The following is a 26,277-nucleotide window of genomic DNA, read 5'->3' as shown; positions in this document are numbered from 1 at the left end:
CCGATACGGACGGTCCTCTTTCGATGGACGAGACGGAGCGGGTGCACGCCGTGGCGAGCGCGGTCATGGATCCGGAGCTCCCGGTCGTCACGATCGGCGAGCTCGGCATCGTCCGGGAGGCGACCATCTCCGACGGGCGGGCGATCGTGACGATCACACCGACGTACTCGGGTTGCCCAGCGATGGACGTGATCCGGGCCGACATCGTGTCGGCGCTGCGCCGCGAGGGATTCGGCGACGTCGAGATTCGCACCGTCTACGCCCCCGCGTGGACGACGGACTGGGTGAGCGACTCGGGCCGTCGCAAGCTCGCCGCGGGCGGGATCGCACCGCCGGGCGCCGCCGCCGTGGGCCGACGTCCGGTCCTGCCGCTGCTGCCGCCGCCCGCCCCCGTCTGCCCCCGGTGCGAATCCGTCGCGGTGGCGGAGATCAGCCGTTTCGGGCCGACGGCCTGTACCTCGCTGTGGCGCTGCCTGGACTGCGCCGAACCGTTCGAACACATGAAGGCGCACTAGATGGCTGTAGTCCTGTCTCGACCGAAGCATCACCGTCCACGGTGGCATTCGTTGCCGGTCGTCGCCGTCGACCGGATCACGGACGAGGCCGTCCGGGTGACGCTCGGAGTGCCGCCGAAGCTGCGTTCGGCCTTCGATTTCAGCGCCGGTCAGCATCTGACGTTCCGTCGCGAGACGGGCGACGGGGAGGAGATCCGTCGTTCGTACTCGATCTGCTCCACGCCGAGCCTGCTCGCGGACGAGGGTCTGCTGCGGGTCGGCATCAAGGCCGTCAAGGACGGCGCGTTCTCCCAGTTCGCGCACTCGAGCCTGGACGCGGGCAGCGTCGTCGACGTTCTACCTCCACTGGGGAACTTCACGACGGCCTTCGATCCCGGCCGGTCTCGGCATTACGGCGCGATCGCGGCGGGCAGCGGCATCACGCCGATCCTGTCGATCGTCGCCACCGCGCTCACAACGGAACCCGACAGCCGGGTGACCTTGGTGTTCGGCAACAAGTCGACGTCGACCGTGATGTTCTCCGATGAGCTGGCCGATTTGAAGGACCTGTACGCGGACCGGTTCCAACTGGTCCATCTGTTGTCCCGCGAAGAGCAGTCGGCGCCGCTGTTGAACGGACGGATCGACGGCGAGAAGCTCGCGGCGCTGTTCGACGGGTTGATCGAGCCCGAATCGGTCGACGAGTGGTTTCTCTGCGGCCCATATGGAATGGTCACGGGCGCGCAGAAGAAGCTCGCCGACGTCGGCGTTCCGACCGACACCGTCCACACCGAACTGTTCTTCGCGGAGGAGATTCCGCCCCCGCCCCCGGCGGAGGACGGCCCGGCGGGAGACACCGACGTGACGTTCGTCTTGGACGGTCGCACGTCGACGGTGACGATGCGCAGGGACGAGCGGGTGCTCGACGCCGCGCTCCGTGTCCGCAGCGAACTCCCGTACGCCTGCAAGGGAGGCGTGTGCGCGACGTGCCGCGCGAAGGTCGTCGACGGAGGCGTCCACATGCTGCGCAACTTCGCCCTGGACGATTCGGACGTCGAGGCCGGCTATGTGCTGACCTGTCAGTCAGTGCCCACGAGCGACCGTGTCGTCGTCGATTATGACGCCTGAATATGAACAGCCGCATCGGTTGTCATTACGACCTTGCCAACGGCGTATTGAAATTGTTACCAATTTACTTCGATGTAATCGTGGCCCATGCCGTCCATGATGGTGTTGTATTTGAATTGCCCATGAGGTCCCCGGCACAGGGCCTGTCCGCTCCCCTGCCGTCCGCTCGTACGGGACGGTCATGGGTCAGGGGAATTCACAACACATACAGAGGTGTCAGTGTCGAAAGTTCGCACCGCCCTGAGTTTCGCGGCAGTGTCCGCGTTGGCGACGGGTTCATTGTTGGCGGTATCGGCTGTTCCCGCTCTGGCAGCGGATTGCGTCGGCGGAGTCGACAACGATTTCGACGGTGACGGCGTACGAGACATCGCGATGGGTTCTCCCCGCGACGTGGTGTCCGGCTACGATGCCATGGGCGCCGTCTACGTCAGTCAGAGTCGCACCGGCGAGTCATTCGCGATCACCCAGGACCAGATCGGCGACCTCCTCATGGTCGATGCCGAGTTCGGCATGGCCGTCTCGTCATACGACGGCAATGGGGACGGCTGTTCGGATCTCGTCGTCGGCGCCCCCGGTCACAACGACTACGCGGGCGCGGTCTACGTCATTCCGGGGTCGCCGGAAGGGCTTCAACTCGACGGAACCAGCATCTACACGCAGGACTCCGCCGGGTATCCCGGGGCGGCCGAGCCGGGCGACAACTTCGGTTACGCCGTCGCCGCCGGCAACACCGGCAGCGGTGAGCCGTTCCTGATCATCGGTTCGCCCGGCGAGAAGATCGACAAGTCCTGGGGAGAGGGCGCGTTCCACTACAGCCGTGGCGGAACCACCCAGATCGTCCACCAGGACTCCGTCGGCATCCCCGGCGCCACCGAGAAGAACGACTACTACGGATCGTTCGTCGCGGCGACGCCGACGCACTTCATCGTCGCCGCTTACGGTGAGGCGCAAGGCGACAAGGCCGGCGCGGGCGCCGTGAACATCTTCTCGCACAAGTGGACCTCGGGCGTGCCCACCTCGCTCGGATCGATCCACCAGGACACCACCGGCATCTCCGGCGCGGCCGAGACGGGCGACGAGTTCGGTGCCTCCGTCAGCGCCATCGCCTACCGCCCGGCGGGTTCGTCGACGACCGGTTCGCTGTTCGCCGTCGGTTCCCCCGGCGAGGCCTTGCGCGACAACACCGCCCCGTGGGCGGGTTCCGCGTACACCCTGTACGTCTCCTCGACGGGCAAGGTGACCCAGCACGGCTATTACCACCAGGACGTGACGGGTGTCTACGGTGGAGCCGAGGCGGACGACGCCTTCGGCCTCCAGGTCAAACTCGCACAGAACGGGGACGGCGCGTACGCCACTCCCGAGACCGCGATGATGGCCGTCATGGTCGCCGGTGAGGAAGGCAGCAACTACGGATACGGCGCCAACGCCGTCTTCCGTTTCGACACCACGATCGGTGGCGGCGACTCCTACCTCGTGTCCGGCACCTACGGTCTGCCGACGGAGGCGTTCGAGCACGCGGCCTGCCCGGCGCCGTCCAGTGGGAAGCACCTGATCATCGGCAACTCCATCGAGGGCGCCTACGGCGTCCCGTGGGCCAGCCTCCGCGCCGGTTCGCCCGTCGGCGACGTTATTCGTTTCGACCTTCAGGGCGAATCGAACGTCGAGCCGAACGGTGGTTGCAGCGACGTGCTGTAGCCCGAAGTGAACCACGAACCGCCCGCGCCCCTTTCGGAGCGCGGGCGGTTCGTCGTCGACGGTCGCGGAAACCCGGCGCCACGGCTACACCGGAACGCCTTCGGCCCCCAACTCGCGCGACCGAGACAACGCGCCGTCCTCCAATTCTCGACAATTGGAGCGAGATTGAGATAAATCAATGCTTGTGTCGTTGTCGACTTTCGTTATTTGATGAGTTCGCCCCTTTAAGAGGTTGTCCCGCTACCCCAGCAGTTCGGCTACGGCGACATCGGAACGTCATCGGCCGGGTCGCGAACCGACTGAACGTGCCCGACACGCCAGAGGCATGAGCGACACCGGTATGCAAACGGTTCTCCGTATCGCCGAGTGACGCGCCGACAGGCGTCTCGCACGACCTGGGATATCGGAACGACCTCCAGTGACCCGTCGGTAGGTCACGATCCCGACAACAGACATGAGGTGTCAATGTCGAAGATACGAAGAATCATCGGTCTCGCGGCCGCGTCCGCGCTGGCGACCGGTTCCCTGATCGCGGTCACGGCGGCACCCGCGCTGGCCGCGAACTGCGCGGCGGGAGTCGAGAACGATTTCGACGGTGACGGCGTGCGAGACATCGCGCTCGGATCGCCCGGCGACACCGTCTCCGGTATCGATGACGCGGGCGCGGTCTACGTGCGACACAGCCGAAACGGCGCGGCGTACAGCATCACCCAGTCCAGTGTGGGCGACTCCCCTCACTCGTACGGACACTTCGGAATGAGTGTCGACTCGTACGACGCCAACGGGGACGGCTGCTCCGACCTCGTCGTCGGGGCCCCCGGCCGGTACCAGTTCACTGGTGCCGTCTTCATCATCCCCGGATCCCCGAACGGCCTCGTCCCGAGCTCCGCGTCCATGTACACGCAGAACTCCGGCGGCTTCCCCGGTACCGCCGAGGCGGGCGACAACTTCGGTTACGCCGTCGCCGCCGGCAACACGCCCAACGGCCAGCCGTTCCTGATCATCGGTTCGCCCGGCGAGAAGATCGACAAGTCGTGGGGAGAGGGCGCGATCCACTACTCGCGCGGCGGCACCACGAAACTCGTCCACCAGGACAGTTCCGGGGTTCCCGGCGCCACCGAGAAGGACGACTACTTCGGCTCGTACATCGCCGCCACACCAACACATTTCCTCGTGTCGGTGTACGGCGAGGCGATCGGATCCAAGAAGCAGGCCGGTCAGGTCCAACTGTTCTCGCATTCGTGGAGCAACGGCATTCCGAAGCCGTTGGCCGCGATTCACCAGGACAGCTCCGGCATCTCCGGCGGCGCCGAGAGCGGCGACCTGTTCGGGGCGTCGATCTCGGGTATCGCCTACCGCGCGACCGGCCAGTCGAGCAACGGCTCGATGTTCGCGGTCGGTTCGCCGGGAGAGGCGTTGCGCTCCAACAGCGCCACGGCCGCGGGTGCCGCGTACACGCTGTACGTGTCCCCGAGCGGCAAGGTCAGTCAGCATCGGTACTACCACCAGGACGTGTCCGGCGTCTACGGCGGAGCCGAGAGCAATGACCGTTTCGGATTCCAGGTCACGTTGGCCCGCACCGGAAACGGCGCGTACGCGACCAAGTCGACGGCGATGCTGTCGGTCCTCCTCTTCGGAGAGACCGGCGGCAACTACGGTTACGGCGCGAACGCCACGTTCCGCTTCGACACCTCGATCGGTGCAGGCGACTCGTACATCGTGTCGGGCCGTTTCGGCATCCCCGCCAACGCCTATTCGAAGGCCGCCTGCCCGGCGTCGTCGAGCGGTTCGTACCTGGTGATCGGCAACTCCGCCGAGGGCGCTTACGGCGTCCCGTGGTCGAGCCTGCGCGCGGGCACGGTCGTGTCGAACCCCGTCCGTTACGTGCTCCCGGCCAGTCCCGGCGTCGTCTCCGACGGCGGGTGCTCGGGCCTGTTGTAAGGCGTGTCTCGTCATCCGCCGGTTCGGCCCGAGCGGAGACGAATCTCATCGAGGGGCGAGGATTCCCGTCTTCGCCTCTCGGAAGCCCCCTTCGCGAATCCGCGGAGGGGGTTTCCGCTTGGTTGGGCAAAAGTGCGGCTTGGTTGGGCAAATTGCGAAAACACGCCTGTTTCCGACATTTGCCCAACCAAGCGGAGCGTTTGGCCAACCAAGCGGAGTGGCTTAGTCGGCGATCTCGGCGATCAGGTCGACCTCGACCGGGGCGTTCAGCGGCAGTGCCGCGACACCGACGGCGGCGCGGGCGTGCTGCCCGGCTTCACCGAAGACCTCGCCGAACAGGTTCGACGCGCCGTTGATGACGGCCGGTTGGCCCGTGAACCCGGGCGCGGACGCGACGAAGCCGTTGACCTTGACGATGCGCGTCACCTTGCCGAGCCCGACGAGACCCTCGATCGCCGCGAGCGCGTTGAGCGCGCAGTACCGCGCCAGTTCGGTGGCGCGTTCGGGCGTGATGTCCGTCCCGACGAGACCTTCAGCCAGGAGCGCGCCGTCGGCGACCGGCAACTGACCGGAGACGTAGACGTGGGCGCCCGAACGGACCGCGGGCTGATACGAGGCGACCGGCGGCACGACTTTCGGCAGTGTGATTCCCAGCTCCTCGAGCCTGGCGTAGACATCCATGCCGGTCATCCCTTCGGCCGCTTGAGGTAGGCGACGAGCTGCTCCGGGTTCGGGCCCGGAACGACGGCGACGAGCTCCCACCCGTCGTCTCCCCAGGTGTCGAGGATCTGCTTCGTCGCGTGTACCAACAGCGGTACCGTGGCGTACTCCCATTTCTGCATGGGCGAGAGCATAACGCCGTTCACCGACGTCACGGCCGTCACCACCGGAGCGCGTACGCCGCGACACCGTCGCATTCCAGACGATATTCAGGCATTGATACATAACGGACGCCTCGATCTGGTATCGAAGGGGTTATGAACGACAGCAATCCGGCCGACGTCAGCCCGGACACCACCGACGACGACGCCGACACCTCGGCTCCGCTTCCCCGCACCGGGCTCATGATCGCCGCGCTCGCGTCGATCGCCGCGGTCTTCATCACAGCCGTCGTCGTCGGCGGCATGTGGTTGACGGGACAGTGGTCCAGCAGGGACGACCCGGAGTCCTCCGTCGACGGATTCCTCCAGGCTTTGCTCGTCGATCACGACGCCGACGACAGCGCTTCCTATATGTGCCAGTCCATGTCGCACACCCTCGTCGAGGTGCTCGACATCCTGAAGGTCGGCGCCGACGGCGGCCCGGCCCCGAACTTCACCTGGGACGGCGTGACGGAAGTCGCTCGCGACGGCGCCACCGCGATCGTCACCGCCGATGTCACGCTCGACATCACGGCGACCACGACCACCTGGACCTTCGCGGTCGTCACAGGCGACCCAGACGACACCTGGCGGGTGTGCGGCGTCGACACCGGCACGGAAACTGCGTCGTAAGCTGGCACAATGCCCTCCGAAGCGGTACCCGCCAAGCTGGTCCCCACCGGCGTGCCATCGCTGCACGTGGTGACCGGCAAAGGCGGCGCCGGGAAGACCACCGTCGCCGCGGCGCTCGCGATGGCGCTCGCCGCCCACACGGCCGGCCGCGTCCTCCTCGTCGAGGTCGAGGGACGGCAGGCGATCGCCCCACTGTTCGACGTGACGGCGCTGCCCTATGAGGAGAGGCACGTCGGCTCGGGACCCGGTGGCGGCGAGGTGTTCGCGCTGGCCATCGACGCCGAGGAGGCGCTCCTCGACTATCTGACGATGTTCTACAAACTCGGCCGAGCCGGGCGCGCGCTCCGCAAACTCGGCGCCATCGACTTCGCGACCACGATCGCGCCCGGACTGCGCGACATCCTGTTGACCGGCAAGGTGAAGGAGGCGGTGACCCGCAAGGAACACGGCCGGGTCGTCTACGACGCCGTCGTCCTCGACGCGCCGCCGACGGGGCGCATCTCCCGTTTCCTCAACGTCACCGTCGAGTCCGCGAAGCTCGCCAAGGTCGGGCCGATCCGCAATCACAGCGACTCCGTCGCGAAGCTCCTGCACTCGCCGAAGACCGCGGTCCATCTCGTGACGAGGCTCGAGGAGATGCCGGTCCAGGAGACCGCCGACGCGATCGGAGAACTGACGGCGCTGAAGTTGCCGGTCGGATCGATCATCGTCAACGCCGTGAGCCCAGATGTCCTTCATGGACGCCGGGTGACGAAGGCCGCCCTGCGCCGAGACCTCGAGGCCGCCGGTCTTCCCGTCGACGCCGCCACCGTCGACGGGCTCGTCCGCGAGACCCGCGACCACCAGCAGCGCCTCTCGATGGAGGCGACCCTGCGGAAGGACCTCACCTCGCTCGGCAGCCCCATCGTCGAACTACCGTCCATCCCCGAAGGCATCGATTTGTCCGGTCTCATGTCACTGGCGACCCTGTTGCGGAGCTCGTTGTGAAAGCATCACGGCCCCTCGACGTCGACGCGCTCATCGGCGACCCCGCCACCCGCGTCGTCGTCTGCTGCGGCTCCGGCGGAGTCGGCAAGACGACGACCGCCGCCGCGCTCGCGCTCCGGGCCGCCGAACGGCACGGGCGTCACACCGTCGTCCTGACGATCGACCCGGCCAGACGGCTGGCGCAGGCCCTCGGGCTCGAGGAACTCGACAACACCCCCCGCCTCGTCGCCGGAACCGAGGGCGGTCACCTCGACGCGATGATGCTCGACATGAAGCGCACCTTCGACGAGGTCGTGCTGGCGCACACCAGCCCCGAGAAGGCCGCCGAGATCTTCGCCAACCCGTTCTACCAGGCCATGAGCGGCACCTTCGCCGGTACGCAGGAGTACATGGCCATGGAGAAGCTGTCCCAGTTGCGCGCCAAGGGCGACTGGGATCTCATCGTCGTCGACACCCCGCCGTCGCGCTCCGCGCTGGACTTCCTGGACGCTCCCGCCCGGCTCGCCCGGTTCCTGGACGGCCGGATGATGCGGCTGCTCACGTCGTCGTCGCGCGGCGGCCACAGCGTCTTCTCGTTGATGACCTCGTCGATGTCGTTCTTCACCCGGACGATCAACAAGGTCATCGGCGGTCGGATGCTCAGCGACATCGGCACCTTCGCGGCGTCCCTCGACTCGACGTTCGGGGGTTTCCGCACGCGGGCCGAGGCGACGTACCGGGCGCTTCAGGACCGCCAGACGGCGTTCCTCGTCGTGGCCGCCCCCGAACCCGACGCGATCCGCGAGGCGATCTATTTCACCCGGCGGCTCACCGAGGAGCACATGCCATTGACCGGCTTGATCCTCAACCGGGCGCACGAGACCTCCGTCCCGGGGCTGTCCGCCGGACGCAGTATCGGTGCGGCGGAGGGGATCGAGGCCTCGGACCCCGATTCCGCCACGGCCGCCGTCCTCCGCGTTCACGCCGATCTGATGAGCCGCGTCGTCACGGAAAGACGTATCGCGAGCCGCTTCACCACGGCCTGCCCGAGCGTGCCGGTCGCTCGGGTGCCCGCATTCCCGGCCGATATCCACGACCTCGACGGACTGCGCATCGTCGGCCGCAGCCTCGGCTCCCACTGAGTCGACAGCGGGCACCGGGCCGCGACCGTTCAGCGTCCGTCACCGGCGCCTCGGATACGCGGGCACGATCGAGCTCACGCCGGACGTCGCGACGGTCAGGCGGTGCCGTGACACCGCCTGACCGCGCCTCCAGCACACCGGCGACCCGTGAACACCCATGCGCGGGTGTTCACCACCGCCCCGATCGACGCCCCGTTCGCGCGTCACACGACCCGGTGGCGAAAACGCGCCTTAACCTGCCGGGGTAAGGGTGCGCTGTTCGCGTGCGGTGACTTCCTTCGTCTTGGCTTCCTTGGCCAGCGCCAGCTCGAACACCCGCCGCCAGCTCGTCACGGCGGGGTGCTTGCGCAGTAGGGCTCGGCGTTCCCGTTCCGTCATGCCGCCCCAGACCCCGAACTCCACCTGGTTGTCCAGAGCGTCCGCGAGGCATTCCATGCGGACGGGGCAGCCTTTGCACACTTTCTTCGCGTTGTTCTGTTCGGCCCCCTGCACGAACAGAGCATCGGGATCACCTTCGCGGCATGCCGCGTCCGTCGCCCACTCGACCTTCATCGCCATCGTTGCCGTACCCCCTGTTTCCCTTCCTGCTGGTGAACTCGGCATCGACGCTGGCCTGCCATGCTGAACGTCGATACCGGACAGTGCACGTTTCGTAACTATATGACTACATACCGCTTCGAGCAAGGGTCGTGACCGTCCGTTTTCGCCAGATGATCACTTTTAGTGGCCATGACATCACTCTTCCACCTATGGGCCACCGAAATGACCAATCGGCTCACTGGCCGCAGTCACGTACGCTGAGGTCGTGCTTTGGATGACCCGGAACCGAAAAATGCGGTCCAACGCATTCGCGTTGTTGACCTGCGGGCTACTGGCGGGGCTGGTCGTTGCGGCGGCCGCTTTTCCCGCCCTCGCGGTGACGGGTTTGGCCGCCAAAACCGCCGCGGACAACTTCGAAAGCCTTCCGGCCGAGTTGGCCGATGATCCCGCGCCGCAAACCACCTGGGTGTTCGCCAAAGACGGCACGCTCATTACCTCTTTCTACGACGAGAGTCGCAAACTCGTCACCCTCGATGAGATCGCTCCGGTAATGATCGACGCGATCATCGCGGCCGAAGACAATCGCTTCTATGAACACAACGGCGTAGACCTCTTCGGGGTTATTCGTGCGGCGGTGGCAAATCAGGGAAGTAGCGAGGTTTCTCAGGGCGCCTCGACCCTGACCATGCAGTACGTGCGACAAGCGCTCACATACAACGCGAAGACGAACGAGGAGATCCTCCTCGCGACCGAGGACACCCCGGAGCGCAAGATCCGGGAAATGCGTTACGCGGTCGCCGTCGAAAAGGAACTGACCAAGAACGAGATCCTGGAGAAGTACCTGAATCTCGTCTTCCTCGGCAACCGCTCGTACGGCATCTACGCCGCGTCCAAGGCCTACTTCGGCAAGGAGCCGGCCGACCTCGAGCTCCCCGAGGCCGCGCTGTTGGCCGCCCTCCCCAAGGCCCCCGGCACGATCGACCCGACGCTCGAGGACGAGAACGCCACCGCTCAGGCGAAGGACCGTCGCGACTACGTCCTGCAGCGCATGGCCGACATCGGGAAGATCAGTCAGGCCGACGCGAAGAAGGCCAAGAAGACCGAGATCGAGCTCAACATCCAGGAACAGCCGAACGAATGTGTGGCGGTTCCCAGCGACAAACTCGACTGGGGATACTTCTGCGATTACCTCAAGCAGTGGTGGATGAACAACCCCGAATTCGGCGATTCGAAAGATGAACGCCTTTCGCGCCTCAAGCGCGGCGGCTACACCATCACGACAACGCTGGAACCGGACCTGCAGAAAAAGGCGCAGAATCACGTCGTTTCCCGCCAGGGAAAGAACAGTCCTTGGGCAATGGGAACCGTGACGATCACGCCCGGAACGGGACATATCAGGTCAATGGCCCTGAATCGGGACTATAAACTCGATGATTCGAAGAACGGGCCCCATTCCGACCCCAACAAACGCAATGCGGGACTCAAGGGCTCCTACCCGAATACGACCGTGCCGCTGTTGACCGGAGCCGACCTCGGCAGCGAGGCCGGTGCCGGCTTCCAATCCGGTTCGACGTTCAAGTTCTTCACCATGCTCGCCGCGCTCGACGAGGGCATTCCCCTCAACACGACGATGCGCAACAAGAGCCCGTACATGTCCAAGCTCTACAGCGGCCCCGCCGGGCCGGCGACGTGCGGACCCGCGAAGGCGAACGGCACCTACGCCTGGTGCCCGGGCAACGACGTCAAGTCCTATCAGGACATCACGTCGAACATGTGGAACGCCTTCGGACGCTCCATCAACACCTACTTCGTGCAGCTCATCGAACGCGTCGGCGCCGACAAGGTCGTCGAGATGGCCGAACGTCTCGGCATCGACTGGCGTAACTACCACGACCTGAACTACGCCACCCCCGGCTGCCCACCCGAGGATCACCCCCAGCAGTGGGGCTGCCTTGAACCGAAGCTGTGGGGAACGCTGACGCTCGGCACCGCCGACACGACCGCGCTCGACATGGCGGAGGCGTACGCCACCGTCGCCGCCGACGGTCTCCACTGTGAACCGATGCCGGTGCTGAGCATCCAGACCTCGGACGGTCAGCACCTCGAGGACGCGGCGAAGCCGAAGTGCGACCAAGCCGTCAGTAAGGACGTCGCCCGCGCGGCCATCGACGCCATGCGCTGCCCCGTCAACAACCAGGGCGAGTATGGAAAGTGCGACGGTCAGGGCACCTTCTCCGAGGCGAAGAACATCGTCAACCGGCCCATCGCGGGCAAGACCGGTACGACCGACAACAACCAGGCGGCGTGGTTCGTCGTCACCGCGAAGAACGCGACCACGTCGTCGTTCATCGCCGACCCCGACTATCGAGAACGATCGTTGGAGAACACCGGTCTACACGACAAACCGCACGAAGCCGGTTCGTACACGTTGAGAGACGCCCTCGAAGGTTTGGAGAATCTCGATTTCAAACCCCCCAGCGAGGGCATCGCGATGGGTAAGAACCTGAGAGACATCCCCACCCTGGACTGTGTCTCGCCCGCCGAGGCGGAAGAGGCGCTGCGAGACGCGGGCTTCGACCCCGGCCGTGTCAACACGGGCGAACGCTCGCACTGCGGCAAGGGCAAGGTGTACGCGACCTCGCCGTCCGGCAAGGCGCCCAAGGGTTCCCCCGTCGACTACTTCGTGTCCGCCGGCAAGGAGAAGCGCAACAACGATCGCATCGCCCCCGTGATCGGGGACGAGGCGGCTCCGCCGATCATGCCGAGCGGCGTACCGGCCGTCCCGCCGATCGCCGAGGACCCCCGCCACCGGCGCGAGGGCTGACCCACCTCTTCGATGAACGGCCCGGGCTCACCGCGACACGCGGTGGACCCGGGCCGTTCCGCTTCCCGCCAAGCGAACGACGCTTCGTCGCGCTACCCCGCATCACGGTTTCCCCCTTTGATCGGCCCCGCGCCGCGACCTCCGCCGACGCGCTTCGACACCACGTTAGGCGCGATCGTCCCCAAGAACCACCCGCCGTGATTCGGGCTGTGGACAACCGCCCGGTTGTGGAGAAGCCACTGTGGCCGATCAGTTCGGACTCCAGCCCCGCCGTTGCGCTCGCGCCGATCCCGCCACGTCGCGACCGCGCGTCCGGTAGACGATGTACGGCCGGAACAGGTACCCCACCGGGGCGCTGAACGCGTGTACGAGCCGCGTGAACGGGAACAGCGCCAGCAGGGCCAATCCGATGATCGCGTGCAGGCGGTACGCCACCGGCGCGGCCGTCATCGCGGCCACGTCCGGGTGGGCCGCGAACAGGCTCCGGAACCACACCGAGACGGTCTGCCGGTAGTCCGCCTCTTCGACGCCGCGCAGGCCGTCGACGGCGGCAAGCAGAGTCGTCGCCAGGCCCGCGACGATCGCGCCGACCAACACGAGGTACATGAGCTTGTCGTTGCGGGTCGTCGCGCTGAACACCGGCCCGGTCGTGCGCCGCCGCCACACCAGCAGCCCGATCCCGGCGAGGGTGGCGACGCCCGCGACACCGCCGAGGACGAGCGCGACGACGTGATACGACGCGTCGGCGACTCCGACGGCGCGGGTCCAGGACTCCGGAACGAGCAGGCCAACGACGTGCCCGACGATGACGAGCAAAAGTCCGAAGTGGAATATCGGGCTGCCGACGCGCAACAGCCGGGACTCGTACAGTTGCGACGAGCGGGTCGTCCAGCCGAACCTGTCGTACCGGTACCGCCAGATCGTTCCCCCGATGAGGACCGTCAGCACGACGTAAGGCAGAACGGCCCACAGCATGAGGTCGAGCGTGGCGGTCATCGCGGCACGGTCTCCATCCGAGCCCGTCGGCGGGAACCGCGACCCGGTCGAGAGTCGGCCCGGACGAACGGCATGCCGAGCGGGGTGCCGTGCCCGTAGCCGTCCAAGCCGACGTCCTCGCTGGGCGGGCCGTTGCGGGCGAGCCGCCGCCACGCGCTCTCCGTGTCGGTGCTCGGAGCGGGAAGGGTCGCGACGACCGCGGCGAGCGCTCGCGCGTACACCGATCCGTCCTCGGTGAGCGCCGCGTGGAGGACGTCGATCGAGGGCCGCAGTTCGCACAGGAGGCGGTGCCCGGTCGCGGCGTCCCCGCGCGCGGCGAATTCGAGCAGGACGCCGAGGTGGTCCGGGAGTTCGCCGCCGGTGATGCGCCATCCGGCCCCGGTCAGGGCGGTCTTGAGCGCGGCGAGCGACGCGCCCCGGCGCCTGGTGTCGCCGTCGGTGTACCAGGTCAGGTGGAGGCTGGTGCGTCGCCGCAGGTCGAAGGTGTCGACATGGTGGCCGGCGGCGGCCAGGGGCGGCGTGGCCGCGAGGTGATCGTGTACGGCGAGCAGGTCGGCGGCGGGTCCGGGCGCGTCGAGCGCGACGTCGCGCAGCGCGGCCGCCACGACGTCCAATGTGGCGTACAGACGCTCGCCCGGATGGTCGATGAGGACGGCCGCGGCTTGGCGCAGGACGGCGATGGTCGCGGGATGGGTCATGGCTTGTGCTCCCGGTCGTCGGTGTTGTCTTGGGCGCGCTCGAAGTCCGGGAAAAGCCCGGCCGGGCGGCCGTTGCCGTCCCAGTTGAGCAGGTTGACGCGGCCGGACAGGTCGCCGCGACTGTCGCTGGTCTGGCGGTCGCGCAGGGCGTGGAAGGTTTCGACGGACGCGGGCATCGGTCCGCCGGACGACTCCCCGAACGGCCCCGAGCCGCCCATGCCGACGCCCCCGTCGGTGTCAAGGCTGCATCCGACCTCTTCGATGACACCCCGTTCGTTCTCGTCGACGCCGAACGCGGTCGGGATGACGTACCGGTCGTCGTACTTGGCGAGCGCGAGGAGCCGGTACAGCGTGTCGACGTCGCCGGCGTCGAGTCCGACCGCCTCGGCTATCGCCGGGTCGGGTTCCTCGCCGAGGTTGACGTGTCTCATGTGGGCACGCATGGCGGCGAGAGTGCGCAGCGACGCGACGACGGGCGCGGTGTCGCCGGCGGTGAAGAGCTCGGCGAGGTAGGAGACCGGGATGCGCAGCGTGTCGATCGCGGCGAACAGGTTGTCGTGGTCCTCGCCGTCGTGGCCGGTCTCGGCGATCCGGTCCACCACCGGCGACAGTGGAGGGATGTACCAGACCATCGGCATCGTCCGGTACTCCGGATGCAGTGGCAGCGCGACCTTGAACCGCTTGATGAGCGTGTAGACGGGCGATCGGGCCGCCGCCGTGATCCAGTGGTCGGGGATGCCGTCGCGGGCGGCGGCGGCGCGGACGTGTTCGTCGGCCGGGTCGAGGAGGACGCCGAGTTGTGCCTCGTACAGGTCGCGTTCGTCTCGGACCGCGGCGGCGGCGCCGACGGCGTCCGCGTCGTACAGGACGACACCGAGGTAACGAAGCCGCCCGACACAGGTCTCGGAGCAGATCGTCGGCATGCCGACCTCGACGCGTGGATAACAGAATGTGCACTTCTCGGCCTTGCCGGTCTTGTGGTTGAAGTAGATCTTCTTGTACGGACAGCCGGTGACGCACATCCGCCAACCACGGCACTTGTCCTGGTCGACGAGGACGATGCCGTCCTCGACGCGCTTGTAGATCGCCCCCGACGGACAACTGGCCACACAGGATGGATTGAGGCAGTGCTCGCAGATCCGCGGCAGGTAGAACATGAAGGTGCGTTCGTAGTCGAGGCGGATCTCGTCGCTGACGCGTTGGACCACCGGGTCGTGGGACGCCAGTTCGGCCCCACCGCCGAGGTCGTCGTCCCAGTTGGCGCTCCAGGTGATGTCCATCGGCTCACCGCTCAGCAGCGAGTACGGCCGGGCCACGGGGAAGTCGTCGGACAGCGGCGCGTTGACCAGCGTCTCGTAGTCGTACGTCCAGGGTTCGTAGTAGTCGCCGATCGCCGGGAGCTTCGGGTTGGCGAAGATCGTGGCGAGCTTTCGGAGGCGACCACCGGCGGCCGGTTTGAGACGGCCCTTGGCGGTCCGTCGCCAGCCGCCCCGCCATCGCTCCTGGTCCTGCCAGCGGCGCGGATAGCCCTGGCCGGGCCTGGTCTCCACATTGTTGAACCACGCGTACTCGACGCCGCCCCGGTTCGTCCACGCCTGTTTGCAGGTCACTGAACAGGTGTGGCAGCCGATGCACTTGTCGAGGTTCATCACCATCGCGACCTGTGCCATGACTCGCCCGACGTTGTTCATCAGTAGACGACCTCCGTGACGCGTTTGCGGATGACGGTGATCTCGTCGCGTTGATTCCCGGTGGGCCCCAGGTAGTTGAAGCCGTATGACAGTTGCGCGTAGCCGCCGATGAGGTGGGTCGGCTTGACGAGCAGTCTGGTCAACGCGTTGTGGATCCCGCCGCGTTTGCCGGTGCGCTCGGTCTTGGGGACGTTGATGACGCGCTCCTGCGCGTGATACATGTAGACGGTCCCCTGTGGCATGCGGTGCGAGACGACGGCGCGCGCCGCGACGACGCCGTTGCGGTTGACCGCCTCGATCCAGTCGTTGTCGGCGACGCCGATCCGGCGCGCGTCCTCGGGGCTCATCCAGATCGTCGGGCCGCCCCGCGACAGCGTCAACATCAACAGGTTGTCCTGGTACTCCGAGTGGATCGACCACTTCGAGTGCGGCGTCAGGTATCGAACGGTCAACCATCCGTCGGCGCCCGCCCCGAGCTCCGGTTCGCCGAACAACGCGGTCATATTCAGCGGCGGCCGATACACCGGCAGCGCCTCGCCGAACTCCCGCATCCACTCGTGATCGAGGTAGAAGTGCTGGCGACCGGTCAAGGTGTGCCACGGCTTGTCGTGTTCCGTGTTGACCGTGAACGGCGAGTATCTGCGCGTCGGCGACTCCTTCCCGGACCACTCCGGGGACGGACCGACCGGCGTCGGGCGGTCCTGCGTGTCGGAGAAGACGACCCGGTGCTCGGTGTTCGCGTTGATCAGTTCGGAGAAGTCGGTTCCGACGCGCTCGGCCAGCCGGGTGAAACCCTCGGTGGCGATCCGCCCGTTCGTGGAACCGGACAACGCGAGGATCGCCTCGCACACCTTCACGTCGGTGTCCAGCAACGGACGGCCGTCGGCGACACCCTCGCGGGCGGTGCCGTTGCGCGCCGCCAACCATTCGACCTCCGGCCCGGCGTGCACCGTGACGCCCTTGACGGACAGCCCCGCCGTCTCGACGAGCGGGCCGAGCGCCGCGAGCCGGTCGGCGACGCCCGGATAGTCGCGGGTCACGGCGACGATTCCGGGCATCGTCACCCCGGGTCGAGGCCGTTCGCCGGTGCTCTTCCAGTCGGCACAGGAACCTCCCGGCTGGGCGAGCTCCCCCGGGGTGTCGTGCTGGTGAGGGACGGCGACGAGGTCGGTCGCGACACCGAGGTGCGTCGACGCCAGTTCCGAGAACCGCCGCGCGAGCGCGGTGAAGATGTCGAAGTCGGTGCGGGCCTGCCACGGCGGGTCGATCGCGGGAGTGAACGCGTGCACGAACGGGTGCATGTCGGTCGTGGACAGATCGTGTTTCTCGTACCAGGTCGCGGCCGGTAGCACCAGATCGGACAGCATCGTTGTGCTCGTCATGCGGAAGTCCAACGACAACAACAGATCCAACTTGCCCTCGGGCGCCGGTTCGTTCCACACCACGTCCGACGGCCGGTGGGCCGGGTCGGCCTCCTCGCCCTGAACCGCGGACGTCGTCCCGAGCAGATGCCGCAGGAAGTACTCGCTGCCCTTCCCGGACGACCCGAACAGGTTGGCCCGCCACACGGTCAGGATCCGAGGCCAGTTGCGCGGATCGTCCGGATCCTCGGCGGCGAACCGCAACGTGCCGGCCGCCAGGCGATCCGCGATGTACTCGCCGGGGTCGGCGCCCGCCTCGACGGCGGCGGCGCCGAGCGCGAGCGGATTCGCGTCGAACGTCGGATAGGACGGACTCCAGCCGAGCCGCGCCGCCAGCGCCATCAGGTCCGCGGTGTGCTTGCCGCGCAAGGTTCCTCGACCGACCGCCGACGTCAATGCGTCGGCCGTGTACCGGTCGTACCGCCACTGATCCGCATGGGTGTACCAATAGGACGTTCCTGCGGAGAAGCGCGGCGGACGCCCCCAGTCCGCGCCCGAGGCGTACGTCTGCCAGCCCGTCAACGTCCGGCACTTCTCCTGCCCGACGTAGTGGGCCCAACCTCCGCCGTTGCGGCCCTGGCAACCCGTGAGCAGCAACAGGGTCAGGAACGAGCGGTACATCGCGTCGCCGTGGAACCACTGGTTCGTCCCCGCCCCCAGGATGATCATGCAGCGACCGCCCGAGCGGCGCGCCGTGTCGGCGAACTCGCGGGCGATCCGCGTCACCCGGGCCGCGGGCAGGCCCGTGACGGTCTCCTGCCACGCGGGCGTGTAAGGCGCGGTCGCGTCGCCGTACCCGGCGGGCCACAACCCCGGCAGGCCCGGCCGCTCGACACCGTACTGCGCCAACAACAGATCGAAGACGGTCGTGACACGACGATTCCCGACCCGCCTGACCGGAACGCCCCGCGTCAGAAAACCGGAGGAGACGTCGAAACGCGGCAACAACACCTGCGCCGTCTCCATCTCGGAATTCGGGTCGTGCAAACTCAGGCGCGGCGTGCACTCGTCGAGACCGAGATTCCAACGACCGATGTCGCTCTCACCCCAACGATGGCCGATCGTGCCCGGCGGCGCCACGATCTCACCGCTCGCGTCATCGACGACGACCGGCTTCCACTCCCCATTGGAGTGCTCCCCGAGGCCCAGGTCCGCCGCCGTGACGAATCGACCCGGCACATCGCGACCGTCCACCGTGTCGATCTCCACGAGGAACGGCAGATCCGTGAACTTGCGGACGTACTCCGTGAACTCCCCCACCGTCGTGTCGACGAAGTTCTCCTTGAGGATGACGTGCCCCATCGCCATCGCGAGCGCCCCGTCCGTACCGGGCGGCGGCGCCAACCACTCGTCGGCGAACTTCGTCGCGTCCGAATAGTCCGGCGACACGACGACGACCTTCTGACCCCGATAACGCGCCTCCGCCATCCAATGCGCGTCCGGCGTACGCGTCACCGGGACGTTCGACCCCCACACCATGAGATACGCCGCGTCCCACCAGTCGCCCGACTCCGGAACGTCCGTCTGATCACCGAACACCTGCGGCGACGCGACCGGCAGATCCGCGTACCAGTCGTAGAACGACAGCATCGACCCGCCGATGAGATTGATGAACCGGGAACCCACACCGTGCGACACCTGGGACATCGCCGGGATCGGCGAGAAACCCGCGATCCGGTCCGGCCCGTACGCCCCGATCGCGTGGACGTGCGCCGCGGCAGCGATCTCGATCGCCTCGTCCCACGCGAGCCGCACCAACCCGCCCTTGCCCCGAGCACGGTGATACGCCGTCCGCGTCGCCGGATCACCGACCACCGCCGCCCACGCCGCCACCGGATCACCACCGCGCTCCGCCTTCGCCCGTCGATACGCCTCGACCAGAACGCCACGCCCGTACGGATACCGCACCCGAGTCGGCGAGTACGTGTACCAGGAGAACGCCGCACCACGCGGGCAACCACGCGGCTCGTACTCGGGACGATCCGGGCCGACCGACGGATAATCCGTCGCCTGGGTCTCCCACGTGATGATGCCGTCCTTGACGTACACGTTCCACGAACACGAACCCGTGCAGTTCACACCATGCGTCGACCGGACGACCTTGTCGTGAGCCCAACGATCCCGGTAGAAGACGTCACCGTCGCGTCCACCGTGCTTGACGACCGCCCGCAGATCCTCCGTCGACTCCGCCCGCGTCAACAACACGCCCGTACGCAACAGCGCGCGGGCCGCCGCCGACGGGGATTCGCTTGTGGAGGCCATCGTCCCACCCATGATCGGAGCGGCATTGGATAGTCACACGATAGTGACCAACCGTATCCACGGGTGCGATACGGACCGATTGACGGCGATATCGGACAATCGACGCGTCACGCCCCGCACCCGCCTACTGTGGATTCACAGTCCGCAGGGGAGGCCAGAGCATGTCCGAGACCGTCCGGCGCGGCGCCGGCGCCAACCTCACGCTCGCCACCGCCGCGTTCGCGTTGACGTTCTGGGCATGGAACCTCATCGGACCACTCGCCAAGACCTACACCGACGCCCTCGACCTGTCACCACTCCAGACATCGATCCTCGTCGCGTTCCCCGTCCTCGTCGGCTCACTCGGACGCATCCCCGTCGGCATCCTCACCGACCGCTTCGGCGGCCGCGTCATGTTCACCGCCGTCTGCCTCATCAGCATCATCCCGACTCTCCTCGTCGGACTCTGGCACGACTCACTACCCCTCCTACTGCTGTGGGGCTTCCTCCTCGGCGTCGCCGGAACCTCCTTCGCCGTCGGCATCCCCTTCGTCAACGCCTGGTACCCGCCCACCCGACGCGGCTTCGCCACCGGAGTCTTCGGCGCCGGTATGGGCGGCACCGCGCTCTCCGCGTTCCTCACACCCCGCCTCACGACCGACCTCGGAGTCACCACGACCCACCTCCTCATGTGCGCCGCGCTCGCCGTCATGGCACTGGTCATCTGGACCTTCGCCCGCGACTCCCCGACATGGAAACCGAGCACCGCGCCCGCCCTACCCCGCATGCGCGCGGCACTCGAACTCCCGACCACCTGGCAGCTGTCCATGCTGTACGCGCTCGCCTTCGGCGGCTTCGTCGCGTTCTCGACATACCTCCCCACCCTCCTCACGAGCGCCTACGAGTTCAGCCAGACCGACGCCGGACTGCGCACCGCCGGCTTCTCCCTCGCCGCCGTCATCGCGCGACCGATCGGCGGAACCCTCTCCGACAAGGTCGGACCCGCCACGATCTGCCTCATCTCGTTCGTCGGCACCTTCGTCATGGCGATCGTGCTGTCCTTCCACCCGCCCGCCGACGTCCCCGCCGGAATCTCCTTCGTCGCCACCGCGTTCCTGCTCGGCCTCGGCACCGGTGGAGTCTTCGCCCTCGTCGCACGGCTCGTCGAACCCGAACGCGTCGGCACCGTCACCGGCCTCGTCGGCGCGGCGGGCGGCCTCGGCGGCTACTTCCCGCCACTCGTCATGGGCGTCATCTTCCAGGTCACCGGCGGCTACGCGATCGGCTTCCTGCTCCTCGCCGCCACCGCCCTCGCCGTCGGCGTATTCACGGCCGTCAAGTTCCGCCCGGCCCGAACGACCTGACCCGAAACACAAAAACGCCGAGGCGAGGCCTCGGCGCATTCACAGTGGAGCGGACGACGGGAATCGAACCCGCACTATCAGCTTGGGAAGCTGAAGTTCTACCATTAAACTACATCCGCGTTGCCGCGATAGACGGCGAGCCAATCGTACCGGATCGGGTGTTCACCACCGTGAGCGGGCCCGTAACCGGTGGCCACGTCTCCCGTGCCGCCGACCTCGCAGCAGCACCACCACCAGCGGCGGTTAGGCTCGCGGACATGTTGTTGTCGGACCGTGACATAGTCGCCGCGATCAAGGCCGGGCAGCTCGGGGTACAGCCGTTCGACCCGACACTCGTACAACCATCCAGCGTGGACGTACGCCTCGATCGATGGTTCCGCGTCTTCAACAACCAGAAGTACACCCACATCGACCCCGCACAGCGCCAGGACGACTTGACCGCGCTCGCCGAGGTCCCCGACGGCGAACCCTTCGTGCTGCACCCGGGCGAGTTCGTGCTCGCGTCCACGCTCGAGGTGTTCACCCTCCCCGACAACCTCGCGGCGAGGCTGGAGGGCAAGGCGCTGTGCGTCAACACGCCCATCCCCACCCCGGATGGGTGGCGGACGATGGGCGACCTGCGCGTCGGGCAGCGAGTCTTCGACGAGAACGGTGAACCCTGCACGATTCTGCGGGCGTCGCCGATCATGTACGGCCGCTCCTGCATGGAAGTCCGTTTCTCGGACAAGTCATCGATCGTCGCCGACGTCGACCATCAATGGTCGACCCGCAGCAACGCCGAGCGCCGACACGCCCGACCCGCGACAGTTCGGACCACGGGCGAGATCGCCGAGAGCGTCCGGGTCGGCGACGAATGGAACCACCAGGTGCCGCTGGCCGGTGCCGCCCGGTACCCCACGCGCGAGCTTCCGATCGACCCGTACGTCTTCGGGATCTGGCTGGGAGACGGAACGAGTGCCTCGGCGGAGATCACCGTCGGAGCCGGTGACGAGTACATCCTCGACGAAGTCCAGGCCGCCGGGTACGCCGTGTGGCCGGCGTCCAACCCTCGGTCCTTCCGCGTGGGAGGTCAAGGCCACGGCCACGCCACTCGCGTGCGCGATCCGCAGGGACGGTACAGCGCCGACGCCTCGCTGTCGAGTGCCCTGCGCGCCCTCGGGCTGCTCGGCGACAAGCACGTGCCGCAGGAATACCTGATCGCCGACCGTTCCCAGCGATTGGCGCTCCTTCAGGGACTGATGGACTCCGACGGGCACATCGACGAGTTCGGACGGTGCGAGTTCGTGAACACGAACGAACGCATCAGCGACGGTGTCCTCGAGCTCGCCGCAAGCCTGGGATTGCGCCCCGTCAAACGGAAGAAGCGGGTCACGCTCTATGGCGTGGAACAAAAACCCGCCTACCAGGTGAAGTTCACTCCGCAGGTCGAGGTGTTCCGGCTGCCCCGCAAGGTGGCCAGGATCAAGTCCGGTCGGGCGCACGCGTTTCGCGCCGTCGTCGGCGTAGAGCCAACGGTGTCGCGACCGGTGCGCTGCATCGAGGTGTCGACCCCGAACGGGATGTTCTTGGCTGGTCGCAACTACATCCCGACGCATAACTCGAGTCTCGGGCGGTTGGGGTTGTTGACGCACTCCACGGCCGGGTTCATCGATCCCGGTTTCTCCGGACACGTCACGCTCGAACTGTCCAACGTCGCCAACCTGCCGATCACCCTGTGGCCGGGCATGAAGATCGGGCAGTTGTGCCTCTTCGAACTGTCGTCGCCCGCCGAACATCCGTACGGGTCGGCCGTCTACGGGTCCCGCTATCAGGGGCAGCGCGGCCCGACGCCGAGCCGCTCGTGGCAGAACTGGCGAACCTGGCCGACCGGGCAGAACCCCCAGGACGCCTGACTCGTCGCACGATCGGCGCGCCGCGTTTCCCCGATCCAGTCCTAAGCGGACCCCTTCCGGAAGTCCGGAGTCCGCGACCACCGGTCTTCGCAGGTGCAATGGCGGCAAAACGATCGAAAATCGTCACACCTTCACTACCGTCGATGACATGAACATCACGCAGAGTTTCCAGAGTGCACTCGACGCGGTGGTGAACTTCCTGCCGCGAGCCTTGGCCTTCGTGGTCATCCTCGCCGTCGGCTGGATCGTCGCCGTACTCCTGCGCGCCGCCGTCAGCAAGCTCCTGGCGAAGGTAGGGCTCGACCGGCTCGCCGAACGCGGCGGCATGCACCGCTTCACCGGCAAGTACACGGTGAGCAAGATGGCCGGGACTCTCGTCTACGCCCTGATCTTGCTGTTCACCTTGCAGATCGCCTTCAACGCGTTCGGGCCGAACCCCGTCAGCGCGCTCCTCAACGACCTTGTCGCGTGGCTGCCGCAGCTGTTCATCGCGGGCGTCATCATGGTCGTCGCCTCCGCGATCGCCAACATGGCGTTCGAGCTCGTGTCGGGCGCGATGAGCAACCTGTCCTACGGGAAGACGATCGCGCGGATCGCGCAGGTCGCGATCATCGCGGTCGCCGCGATCGCCGCGCTCAACCAGATCGGCATCGCGACGACCGTCACGACACCGATCCTCATCGCGGGCCTCGCGATGATCGCGGGCGTCGTCATCGTCGGCGTCGGCGGCGGCCTCGTCCAGCCCATGCGGCAACGGTGGGAACGTGCTCTCGGTGTCGTCGAGAGCGAGGCGGGCAACATGCGCACTTCGATGGCGGAGAACACGAACCGCAACCGCGCCGAGAGCATCGGGCAACCCGCATACCAGTCGGGCCAGTACAGCCAGGAGAGCCCGGCGACGACCCAGTACCCGCCCGCGACGGGGCAACACCCGGTGACGCCGGGCGGCGGCCAGTACCAGGCCCCGTCCCCACAGCCGGGTCAGGGTGAACAGCCTGGTCAGGGTGGACAGTCTGGTCAGACCGGCCAGGGCGGACAGTCGGGCTCCAACCCTCCCGGCATGGGTGGTCAGTCCAGCTGACGCGACGCGACGAAACCGGGGGCGGACCACGATGGTCCGCCCCCGGGCGTGTTCAGTCGCCGCGTCCAGTCTCATTGTCGGGCGGCGCGGTGGCGGCCCGAGCGTGGGTCTGACATGTCCCATGTCCGGCCGTAACACGATTCTCGGTGGCCGACCCACCGTCATGAAGCATCCGGCGGTGGGTCGGACCCTGACATTGTGTCCCTTCGGTACGACATTCCTCACTGGAGCGCCGAGCCGTGTCGGATGGACGCCAGGGGCCGTCTCGTTACCCGGCAGTCGGCTCCGGCGGCGTCGCGGTGTCCACGGTCGAACCGCTGACGCGGTGCGACGGCCATTGACCGCGTTGGCGAGGCTCCTCCGCGGTGCTTCAGCGCACCGGAAGGCATGGCCGGCACCGGCCGTGCAAGCGATCCTTCGCCTCGCCGGGTGACGCCCTGACACGCGTCTCACCCGACCTGAGGTACCGAGACGACCTCTAGTGCGAGAAGTGCCGGGTACCGGTGAAGTACATCGTGACGCCCGCCTTCGACGCGGCCTCGACGACCTCCTCGTCCCGGATCGAGCCGCCGGGTTGGACGACCGCCTTCACGCCCGCGTCGATGAGAATCTGTAGGCCGTCCGCGAACGGGAAGAACGCGTCCGACGCCGCCACGGAGCCGCGTGCCCGATCCCCCGCGCGGGCGACGGCGAGGCGCGCCGAGTCGACGCGGTTCACCTGGCCCATGCCGACGCCGACCGTCGCGAGGCCCGAGGCGAGCAGGATCGCGTTCGACTTCACCGAGCGAACCGCCCACCAGGCGAAGGCGAGGTCCGCCAGGTCCGAACCGCTCAGGGCCGTGCCCGTGACGAGCTTCCAGTTCGCCGGGTCGTCGCCCTCGGCGTTGATCCGGTCGGGTGCCTGGATGAGGCTGCCGCCCGAGATCCGGCGTGCCTCGGTCAGCTCCGGCGTCCACTCCCCCACTTCGAGGATCCGGATGCTCTTCTTCTGCTGCAGCAGGTCCAGGGCGTCGTCCGCGAAGGAGGGCGCGACGATCACCTCGGTGAACACGTCGGCGACCTGCCGCGCCATCTCGATCGTGACCTCCCGGTTCGCCGCGATGACACCGCCGTACGCGCTCACCGGGTCGCACTCGTGCGCCTTCCGGTGCGCGTCGGCGATGTCCTTCGCGGTGGCGATCCCGCACGGGTTGGCGTGTTTGATGATCGCGACGCACGGGTGCTCGAAGTCGTTGGCGGCGCGCCAGGCGCCGTCCGCGTCCACATAGTTGTTGTAGGACATGGGCTTGCCGTGCAGTTGTTCCGCTTGGGCCAGACCGCCGGTCGCCTGTGGGTCGACGTACAGGGCCGCGGCCTGGTGCGGGTTCTCGCCATACCGCAGGTCGGACACTTTGTACAGTGGTTGGCCGACGTAGGTGGGCAGACTTCCGTCCGGCGACTGGTTCAGCCACGTCGCGACCTGAGCGTCGTACGTCGCCAGCTGGGCGAACGCCTTCGCGGCGAGCACTCGGCGCTCCGGCTCGGTGAAGCCTCCGCGTTCGATGACGGAGAGGACCTCCGCGTAGTCGCCGGGGTCGACGACGACGGCGACATTGGCGTGGTTCTTCGCCGCGCCCCGCACCATCGACGGACCGCCGACGTCGATCTGTTCGATCGTCTCCTCGAAACCCGCTCCCGCCGCGAGCGTCTCGGCGAACGGGTAGAGGTTCACGACCAGGAGGTCGAAGGGCTCGATGCCGAACTCCGCCAGCTGCGCCACATGGGATTCCCTGCGGATGTCGGCGAGGAGCCCGGCGTGGACGGTCGGGTGGAGGGTCTTGACGCGACCGTCGAGTGTCTCGGGGAAGCCCGTCAAGTCCTCCACCTTGGTGACGGGAAGCCCGAGTTCGGCTATCTGGCGGGCGGTGCCGCCGGTGGAGACCATCTCGACACCGGCGTCGTGCAGGCCCATCGCGAGCGCTTCGAGCAGGGTCTTGTCGAATACACCGATCAGTGCGCGCCGGACGGGTTTGCGGGCACCGGTTGTGGTGGCGTTCATGTCGCTCCTGTCGCAGACGGCTGCCGCGGGTTGCGAAAGCCGAGTGAATGATCACGTCGACTTTCGGCCCAGGCGTTCGACCTCAGTCTGCTTGTTGCGTATCGCTCCCCGGTGGTTATCCACCTCGGCGTGTCTCGCCGGTTCGCCAGTCGCGACCCGCCGACCCTAACACCGTCACTCGAGGACGGCCGGTCGGCCCGCGTCGACCCACTCGGCGTATCGGGCGCCGATGACCGTCGACAGCGCCTCTTGAGTGGACGATCCGTCGGGTACTCGGTAGAAGCTGTCGGGCGCGGTCGTGACGTCGAGGGTGGCGAGGTAGTCGGCGATGTAGGGGCTTCCGCCTCCGTGTCCCTCGTAGTACGCCAGGGCGAACGCGTTGCCCTCGTCGTCGAAGTCCTCGTCGATGAGTTTGCCGTCGAGTTCGGACATGAGGAAGCGGGCGCCGGTCATCGTGCCGGAGCGGACGGCGGCGATCGCGTCGACGGAGTCCTCGCGCAGTTCGTCGCCGATTCTGTCGTTGATGATCAGCCAGTGCAGGAACGCACCGATGTGGGTGGCCCCGGCTTCGGGCGGGACGTCGGCGGGGAAGTCACCGCCGTGGTGCCATGCGACGTCGTCGTACTTCACGG

Annotated in this window: 19 protein-coding genes, 1 tRNA gene, 3 pseudogenes and 1 riboswitch; of the genes and pseudogenes, 13 read left to right on the top strand and 10 right to left on the bottom strand. The window is 67.3% G+C overall.

All coding sequences use genetic code 11. From position 1 onward, the window contains the following. The first annotated feature begins 23 nt into the window (after positions 1–23). The 4 genes from paaD to ACM9NP_RS06025 all read left to right on the top strand — a co-directional run bounded on the left by paaD (position 24) and on the right by ACM9NP_RS06025 (position 5,258). A complete protein-coding gene (gene paaD, locus ACM9NP_RS06040; protein ID WP_415645591.1) occupies positions 24–515 on the top strand; it encodes a 1,2-phenylacetyl-CoA epoxidase subunit PaaD in 492 nt (163 codons plus the stop codon). Continuing rightward, the gene (gene paaE / locus ACM9NP_RS06035; protein WP_415645590.1) at positions 516–1,622 is read left to right on the top strand and encodes a 1,2-phenylacetyl-CoA epoxidase subunit PaaE; all 1,107 of its coding nucleotides are present in this window, start codon (positions 516–518) and stop codon (positions 1,620–1,622) included. It begins immediately after the preceding gene. A gap of 219 nt (positions 1,623–1,841) precedes the next feature. Further along, a complete protein-coding gene (locus ACM9NP_RS06030; protein WP_415645589.1) occupies positions 1,842–3,317 on the top strand; it encodes an integrin alpha in 1,476 nt (491 codons plus the stop codon). A gap of 465 nt (positions 3,318–3,782) precedes the next feature. Then, entirely contained in the window at positions 3,783–5,258 is a 1,476-nt protein-coding gene (locus ACM9NP_RS06025) for a VCBS repeat-containing protein (protein WP_415645588.1), read from the top strand. Between the two features lie 222 nt (positions 5,259–5,480). On the opposite strand, the gene ACM9NP_RS06020 is transcribed toward ACM9NP_RS06025, so the two are convergent. Further along, the gene (locus tag ACM9NP_RS06020; protein ID WP_415645587.1) at positions 5,481–5,939 is read right to left on the bottom strand and encodes a RidA family protein; all 459 of its coding nucleotides are present in this window, start codon (positions 5,937–5,939) and stop codon (positions 5,481–5,483) included. A gap of 5 nt (positions 5,940–5,944) precedes the next feature. Then, positions 5,945–6,100, bottom strand: coding sequence for a DUF4177 domain-containing protein (locus ACM9NP_RS06015; RefSeq protein WP_415645586.1), 156 nt, complete (start codon positions 6,098–6,100; stop codon positions 5,945–5,947). A gap of 135 nt (positions 6,101–6,235) precedes the next feature. On the opposite strand from ACM9NP_RS06015, the gene ACM9NP_RS06010 reads away from it, so the two are divergent. From ACM9NP_RS06010 to ACM9NP_RS06000, 3 genes are read left to right on the top strand one after another with little or no spacing between them, the layout of a single operon-like run. Further along, positions 6,236–6,751, top strand: a complete 516-nt coding sequence (locus ACM9NP_RS06010) for a hypothetical protein (protein WP_415645585.1) — start codon at positions 6,236–6,238, stop codon at positions 6,749–6,751. A 9-nt stretch (positions 6,752–6,760) separates the two neighbouring features. Beyond that, complete coding sequence (locus tag ACM9NP_RS06005) at positions 6,761–7,738, top strand: ArsA-related P-loop ATPase (protein ID WP_415645584.1); 978 nt, start codon at positions 6,761–6,763, stop codon at positions 7,736–7,738. After that, entirely contained in the window at positions 7,735–8,859 is a 1,125-nt protein-coding gene (locus ACM9NP_RS06000; RefSeq protein WP_415645583.1) for an ArsA family ATPase, read from the top strand. Before ACM9NP_RS06005 ends, ACM9NP_RS06000 begins: the two co-directional genes overlap by 4 nt. 231 nt (positions 8,860–9,090) lie before the next feature. Here the strand turns inward: ACM9NP_RS06000 and ACM9NP_RS05995 are convergent, their stop codons facing one another. Beyond that, positions 9,091–9,417, bottom strand: a complete 327-nt coding sequence (locus tag ACM9NP_RS05995) for a WhiB family transcriptional regulator (RefSeq protein ID WP_415645582.1) — start codon at positions 9,415–9,417, stop codon at positions 9,091–9,093. A 274-nt stretch (positions 9,418–9,691) separates the two neighbouring features. On the opposite strand from ACM9NP_RS05995, the gene ACM9NP_RS05990 reads away from it, so the two are divergent. Then, positions 9,692–12,223, top strand: coding sequence for a transglycosylase domain-containing protein (locus ACM9NP_RS05990; RefSeq protein ID WP_415645581.1), 2,532 nt, complete (start codon positions 9,692–9,694; stop codon positions 12,221–12,223). 249 nt (positions 12,224–12,472) lie between these two features. Here ACM9NP_RS05990 and narI read toward each other — a convergent pair whose 3' ends face one another. The 4 genes from narI to ACM9NP_RS05970 are packed head-to-tail and all read right to left on the bottom strand — an operon-like array spanning position 12,473 to position 19,291. Further along, positions 12,473–13,219: a respiratory nitrate reductase subunit gamma gene (narI, locus tag ACM9NP_RS05985; RefSeq protein ID WP_415645580.1), complete on the bottom strand. Its 747-nt coding sequence runs from the start codon at positions 13,217–13,219 to the stop codon at positions 12,473–12,475. After that, positions 13,216–13,917: a nitrate reductase molybdenum cofactor assembly chaperone gene (gene narJ / locus ACM9NP_RS05980; protein ID WP_415645579.1), complete on the bottom strand. Its 702-nt coding sequence runs from the start codon at positions 13,915–13,917 to the stop codon at positions 13,216–13,218. Before narJ ends, narI begins: the two co-directional genes overlap by 4 nt. Then, positions 13,914–15,608 (bottom strand): nitrate reductase subunit beta, encoded by a 1,695-nt coding sequence (narH, locus tag ACM9NP_RS05975; protein ID WP_415645578.1) that lies wholly within the window; start codon positions 15,606–15,608, stop codon positions 13,914–13,916. The genes narJ and narH overlap by 4 nt, the downstream gene beginning before the upstream one ends. Continuing rightward, positions 15,608–19,291: a nitrate reductase subunit alpha gene (locus ACM9NP_RS05970; protein ID WP_415645577.1), complete on the bottom strand. Its 3,684-nt coding sequence runs from the start codon at positions 19,289–19,291 to the stop codon at positions 15,608–15,610. The genes narH and ACM9NP_RS05970 overlap by 1 nt, the downstream gene beginning before the upstream one ends. A gap of 161 nt (positions 19,292–19,452) precedes the next feature. On the opposite strand from ACM9NP_RS05970, the gene ACM9NP_RS05965 reads away from it, so the two are divergent. Continuing rightward, positions 19,453–20,634, top strand: a complete 1,182-nt coding sequence (locus ACM9NP_RS05965) for an MFS transporter (protein ID WP_415645576.1) — start codon at positions 19,453–19,455, stop codon at positions 20,632–20,634. Between the two features lie 45 nt (positions 20,635–20,679). Here ACM9NP_RS05965 and ACM9NP_RS05960 read toward each other — a convergent pair. After that, positions 20,680–20,753, bottom strand: a tRNA-Gly gene (locus ACM9NP_RS05960). A 138-nt stretch (positions 20,754–20,891) separates the two neighbouring features. Here ACM9NP_RS05960 and dcd (ACM9NP_RS05955) point away from each other — a divergent pair. From dcd (ACM9NP_RS05955) to ACM9NP_RS05940, 4 genes and pseudogenes are all read left to right on the top strand, one after another. Then, positions 20,892–21,197, top strand: a pseudogene (gene dcd, locus ACM9NP_RS05955) (dCTP deaminase); the annotation flags it as partial. A 45-nt stretch (positions 21,198–21,242) separates the two neighbouring features. Beyond that, positions 21,243–22,040, top strand: a pseudogene (locus tag ACM9NP_RS05950) (LAGLIDADG family homing endonuclease); the annotation flags it as partial. Positions 22,041–22,139: 99 nt separating this feature from the next. Continuing rightward, a pseudogene (gene dcd / locus ACM9NP_RS05945) lies at positions 22,140–22,526 on the top strand (dCTP deaminase); the annotation flags it as partial. A gap of 148 nt (positions 22,527–22,674) precedes the next feature. Continuing rightward, positions 22,675–23,607, top strand: a complete 933-nt coding sequence (locus tag ACM9NP_RS05940; protein WP_415645575.1) for a mechanosensitive ion channel family protein — start codon at positions 22,675–22,677, stop codon at positions 23,605–23,607. Positions 23,608–24,085: 478 nt separating this feature from the next. On the opposite strand, the gene purH is transcribed toward ACM9NP_RS05940, so the two are convergent. Next, a complete protein-coding gene (gene purH / locus ACM9NP_RS05935; protein WP_415645574.1) occupies positions 24,086–25,645 on the bottom strand; it encodes a bifunctional phosphoribosylaminoimidazolecarboxamide formyltransferase/IMP cyclohydrolase in 1,560 nt (519 codons plus the stop codon). Between the two features lie 59 nt (positions 25,646–25,704). After that, a riboswitch (ZMP/ZTP riboswitch) is annotated at positions 25,705–25,808 on the bottom strand. Between the two features lie 11 nt (positions 25,809–25,819). Next, on the bottom strand, positions 25,820–26,275 hold the full coding sequence (locus ACM9NP_RS05930) for a DUF7832 domain-containing protein (RefSeq protein WP_415645573.1): 456 nt from the start codon (positions 26,273–26,275) through the stop codon (positions 25,820–25,822). Positions 26,276–26,277 lie beyond the last annotated feature (2 nt).

It is taken from the genome of Stackebrandtia soli (genome assembly GCF_965137155.1).
Taxonomy (GTDB): domain Bacteria; phylum Actinomycetota; class Actinomycetes; order Mycobacteriales; family Micromonosporaceae; genus Stackebrandtia; species Stackebrandtia soli.
The sequence above is the reverse complement of the archived record's forward strand: the minus strand, read 5'-3'. Positions and strand labels throughout refer to the sequence as shown.